At 65.3% G+C, this 4,487-nt stretch carries 7 protein-coding genes; 3 read left to right on the top strand and 4 right to left on the bottom strand.

The annotated features are described in order from the left end of the window. Positions 1 to 579, bottom strand: a 579-nt coding sequence (locus tag VGF12_RS24045) for a PAS domain-containing protein (RefSeq protein ID WP_331178574.1), incomplete at its 3' end; no start/stop codon positions are given. 151 nt (positions 580 to 730) lie between these two features. Between VGF12_RS24045 and VGF12_RS24040 the strand changes: the two genes are divergently transcribed. Next, positions 731 to 1,126: a hypothetical protein gene (locus tag VGF12_RS24040; protein WP_331178573.1), complete on the top strand. Its 396-nt coding sequence runs from the start codon at positions 731 to 733 to the stop codon at positions 1,124 to 1,126. 106 nt (positions 1,127 to 1,232) lie between these two features. Next, complete coding sequence (locus VGF12_RS24035) at positions 1,233 to 1,577, top strand: PRC-barrel domain-containing protein (RefSeq protein WP_331178572.1); 345 nt, start codon at positions 1,233 to 1,235, stop codon at positions 1,575 to 1,577. A 262-nt stretch (positions 1,578 to 1,839) separates the two neighbouring features. On the opposite strand, the gene VGF12_RS24030 is transcribed toward VGF12_RS24035, so the two are convergent. Together VGF12_RS24030 and VGF12_RS24025 are read right to left on the bottom strand one after the other, a co-directional pair. Further along, positions 1,840 to 2,325: an RNA polymerase sigma factor gene (locus VGF12_RS24030; RefSeq protein ID WP_331178571.1), complete on the bottom strand. Its 486-nt coding sequence runs from the start codon at positions 2,323 to 2,325 to the stop codon at positions 1,840 to 1,842. An 11-nt stretch (positions 2,326 to 2,336) separates the two neighbouring features. After that, positions 2,337 to 3,149: a hypothetical protein gene (locus VGF12_RS24025; RefSeq protein WP_331178570.1), complete on the bottom strand. Its 813-nt coding sequence runs from the start codon at positions 3,147 to 3,149 to the stop codon at positions 2,337 to 2,339. A gap of 147 nt (positions 3,150 to 3,296) precedes the next feature. Between VGF12_RS24025 and VGF12_RS24020 the strand changes: the two genes are divergently transcribed. Next, positions 3,297 to 3,599 carry a helix-turn-helix transcriptional regulator gene (locus VGF12_RS24020; protein WP_331178575.1) on the top strand — a complete coding sequence of 101 codons (303 nt, stop codon included), beginning with the start codon at positions 3,297 to 3,299 and terminating at the stop codon, positions 3,597 to 3,599. Between the two features lie 310 nt (positions 3,600 to 3,909). Here VGF12_RS24020 and VGF12_RS24015 read toward each other — a convergent pair whose 3' ends face one another. Further along, on the bottom strand, positions 3,910 to 4,350 hold the full coding sequence (locus tag VGF12_RS24015; RefSeq protein WP_331178569.1) for a nuclear transport factor 2 family protein: 441 nt from the start codon (positions 4,348 to 4,350) through the stop codon (positions 3,910 to 3,912). Between the last annotated feature and the right edge of the window lie 137 nt (positions 4,351 to 4,487).

The following is a 4,487-nucleotide window of genomic DNA, read 5'->3' as shown; positions in this document are numbered from 1 at the left end:
GGCCACGGCGCCCGCCGCCGTGCCCGCGGCCAGCATGGCGGCGACCTCCTGCCACAGCGCGGCGCGGCTGGCCAGTCGGCTCTTGAAACCTTCCCAGCCGGCGCGCTGCAACGCGCCCTTGTGCAGGCGCGTCGGCAGCTTGGGGGCCTTGCCGCCGCCGGCAACTCGGTACTCCTCGCGCATCTGCGCGTACAGCGCCTCGGCGCCGCGGATTTCCTCGCGGCTGGGCTTGGTGCGCACCGACATGAAGCCGCAGATGCCGCGGGCGTCGCGCACCGGCGTGACGTTGGCCCGCACCCAGTAGAAGTCGCCGTTCTTGCGGCGGTTCTTGACCAGCGCCGTCCACGGCTCGCCCTCTTTCAGCGTGGCCCACATGTCGCGGAAGGCCTCGGCCGGCATATCCGGGTGACGGATCAGGTTGTGCGGCTGGCCCAGCAGCTCGTCACGGTCGAAGCCGCTGGCGGCAATGAAGGCCGGGTTGCAGTAGGTGATGCGGCTTTGCAGGTCGGTGGTCGACACCAGGGGCGTGTCGGCGCTGATCTCGTATTCCTGCTGGGTCACCGGTCCGTTGTCGCGCATGCTTGTCTTTCTTGTCCTCGGGGCATGGCCTCACTGTCCGACAAGACATGTAACGGCGGTGTAGGGGATTCTTGTGCGCTGCTGTCGGGAATGCGGGAAACCCCTTGCTACCCTCTCGCGTCGCTGCGCTCGCGCGCCCAAGATGAGCGCTATGCCCATCGCTCATCTTTCTGACACCGCTGCTGCGCCGCTGGTCCTGCTGGCGGGCGAGGCAGCCGAGGGGGCCGCTGAGCTGCTGCGCGAGGCCGGCTGCCACGTGCGCAGTGTTGCCTCGCCCGCCGCGCTGTTGCGCCTGGCCGGCAGCGAACCCGCTCCGCGCCTCATTCTGCTGGGCGAAACGGTGGCAGACCAGCCGGGCCTCAGCCTGCTCAGCCGGCTGCGCGACGGCGCCGCCACGCGCGCCGTCCCCATCCTCTTCGTCGCCGGCGGCGACGAGGAACTGGCCCTGGCCCTGGGCGCATCGGACTGCCTCAGCCTGCCGCTGCGCCCGCTGGTGCTGCTGGCGCGCGTGCAGACCCAGCTGCGCCTGGGCGAAGTGCGCGACTGAGGCTGGCTGCGGGTCGGTCCGCGCCTACAGCCGGACCTCCGGCCTGCTGATCGCCGGGTGAGCCGCCGTGGCCGAAAGTGGTGGAGTGCACGACAGAGGAGCTGCGATGAGCCTGCATCCCACCATCTCTTCCTCCAAGGTCGAAGGGACCAAGGTCTACAACCTCGCCGGCGAGATGCTCGGCACCATCGATGACCTCGTGATCGACAAGCGCAATGGCCACGTGCGCTATGCGGCGATGGAGTTCGGCGGCTTTCTTGGGGTGGGCACGGACCGCTTTCCCCTTCCCTGGAGCATGCTGCGCTATGACGTGGAAAAGGACGGCTACGTCGTCAATCTCGACATGACTCAGCTCAGGAGCGCGCCGCGCTATGCCAAGGATGAGCTGCCCCTGTACTCCGACGCCTACGGCCGCGGCGTGTACGACCACTATGGCGTGCCCTGGGTTTGACCGGGCATGGGTGCCATGACCTCCCGAACACTGTGGCGGTTGACCGTAGCGCTGATGGTGTTGTCTGCGCTGGCGGCCTGCCGCAAGGAAGTACCGCTGCCACCGCTGCCCGCACCCGACAAGGAGCCCAAGCCGGTCACCCGGGCCGCTCAGCCCGCTTCATCGCGATCAGGAAGAGAGAGCGGCCTCGGCGGCCCGCTTCCCCTCTCGAGCGCTGCCGTCGTTCTATGGCCTGGGCCCTCGTCGCGCCCAGCCGGATGACTCATGGATACCAGCCATGCATCCAACCCGCCATCCTGAAGAGGGCCTTCGACACCTGGTGGTGAACCGTGCTCGTGTTCAGACCGTGCCTCGCCGCAATCTCGTCATAGGTCAGACCTTCTAGGTGGTATTCGAGGACCATCTGCCGGGTCCGGTCGCTGAGCCGGCCCAGGCACACATCCATGCGCCGCAAGCATTCCCGCCCCAGCACCCCGGCTTCGATGTCCGGCTGGGGATCGACGAGTTCCACGTCTTCCGGCTGAACCTCGTCGCCTCTGATCTTCCTTGCCCGATGGGCATCTATGGAGAGATTGAAGGCCGTCGTCATGAAGAGGGCCTCTGGGTTCTCGACGTGGTGCTCCCTGGAGAAGCGTTGGAGACGGAGGTAGGCGTCCTGCATCAGGTCGTCCGCGTCCTGCGCCGATTGGCCACGCCGCAGCAGCATGGCCTTCGTGCTCTGGAACATCCTTCGCCAGTCGATGTTCACGGTCATGCACTTCAGGGCAACGCACGTGCAACCACGGCGCCGCCAGGCACCGCCGCGAGGCGGCCGGACTGTGTTTTGAACGTCGCAAGCGCCACGTCACCGACCTCCTGCTGAAGGCGCTGCTCAGCGCGCATGAGTTTGTCGACGACGAAATCGAAGGCCTCGGCCGAATCCGCGAACGAACCACGTCGTTGGATTGCCCTCAGCAGACGCTCCTGGATGCCCAGGGCTGCCCGATCGGCAGCTTGAGCCAGACGCGGATACGGCTCGGGCAGGGCCAGCAGTGGCTCATGCCGTGCGACGACTTTGTCCCATTCCTTCAGGACTGCCGGGTACCTTTGGCGCAGATCGGCACCGGAGTCCTGGTGCAAGGAAGCAGTCCCCTGCACCGCGTCGGTAGGCAGGGCGGCATTGCGGAGCATGCTTGACATGGCCGCACGGTGCCTGGGCTTCACCGCATCGATGGCGGCGGCAAACCCCTGCTCGAGCGACGGGTACAGCGCGGCATTGCGGAAGGTCGACAGGAATGCCGGCTCGGCGTCGGCAAGGTTTCCCAGGCCGCAACGAATGAACTCGACCCCACGGAGATGAAGATCACCGAACACCGTGGTCGGCAGTGCGGCCTCTGCATTCAGCCTCCACGCACCCAACAGTTCGCTTTCGCCCGTGATCAGCGAACCAAGCGCCCAGCAAATCGTTCCGTGCCTGGCCTGGGTTCTGAGCGGCAGCTTTGACAGGGTACTGAACGCGACAACAGCGTATCGACGGCAGCGGGGGAGGCTCAGCCATCTGTCGCGCCGTACCTTCGCGTCAAGAATCTTCATAGCGTTGTCCTCCGCTTGGATCACAAGTGGGTAGGCCTGCCGCAAGATGGTTCTCTCGACTTGCCGACGCTTTATCCACCCATTTTGGGCTGGAATGAGTTAAATATAACGTGGTTTTGCGTACTTGCAAATTTCACGCTTCCAGCTATGGAAAAGCGTGCCATTCAGCGAGGTCGCCCCACGGGCGCGACGACCTTTGAGTCAGAGCCTGCACGGGCTTTCGGCGCCGCTGTCGTTGCCGCAAGGTCTGAAGATGGGATCGCGCAGGAAGCTTTGGCCCACATGGCTGGCATCGAGCGGTCTCACATGGGAAAGATCGAGCGCGGCGAGCATGCGCCCACCCTTGTATTGATTCTTCGGATCGCGAGAGCCTTGGGGCGGAGTGCAGGCGAGCTCATTCTTGAGACCGAAGCACGGCTTAGTGGCACCTGGCCAGAGACGAAGGACTGAGTCCATGCAGTGTCGGGACGAGGTGCTCCCGTCGCCGAGACCACCCTCGCCGTGCGGGCGACAGGGCGCCGAATCGGCGGCGCGCGCCGCAAGCAGGCCACAGGAGCGCAATGTCCTGCTTTCCTGCTTTGTCTCCTTGGACAGGCTCAGCGTGCGTATTCCTTGCGATCCCCTACATCGCTCCACTTTGTTGGCGGACGTCGAGTGAGTGTTGCGAATGCACCGGCGATGCTGATCGAGGCGCTATATGTGGAGGCAGGTTCCCGTTATGCGCAGGTCCTGCTGTCCGGCCAACCCGTTGCACTCAGTGCTACTTGAACGCGGCGACAGCGACCGCCGCGTCCAGTGTTTCGCGCAGGCGCTTGATCTTGCCGTTTTCGGCAATCAGCACTCCGGCACAGGTCTGCCGGTAGACGTTGCCTGAGGCCGGGACAGCGGCCTCAACTGAGTATTCGGCGAACACCTTGTCGGGCGTGTCGATCCAGACCTGCAAGTCCTTGAACCGAGAGTCCGGCACGCGCGTGAGGGGGCCGGCGACGAGGCCCTCGACCTGCGCCGGGCCGCCGGCGCGGGCAGTGGGCAGAGGGCAGTTCCAAGATGTCTCGCAGGCGCGGCACTGCCGCCGGGCTCTGGCCAACGGCTTCAGACGGATGACGCACCACGCCACGCCATGCCGGCGCATCTCTTCATCCCCGTCCACCTCATAGCCTTCCCAGGCTCCGAGGCGAGAAATACACGGGGCTGCGGCCATGGCTGCCCCCTGCAAAGCAGAGTCTCGACAGCTTCAACTTAGCAGGTGTGGCACCTGGCCGCGTCCTATTGGTCCCCTGACATCGGCGAGGAACCAAAAAAAAGGGAGGCGATCGTTAAAGATCGTCTCCCCAGTTT

Origin of the sequence: Roseateles sp., assembly GCF_036404855.1 — a bacterium.
GTDB lineage: Bacteria > Pseudomonadota > Gammaproteobacteria > Burkholderiales > Burkholderiaceae_C > Pelomonas.
This window is presented reverse-complemented; position numbering and strand designations above follow the sequence as displayed.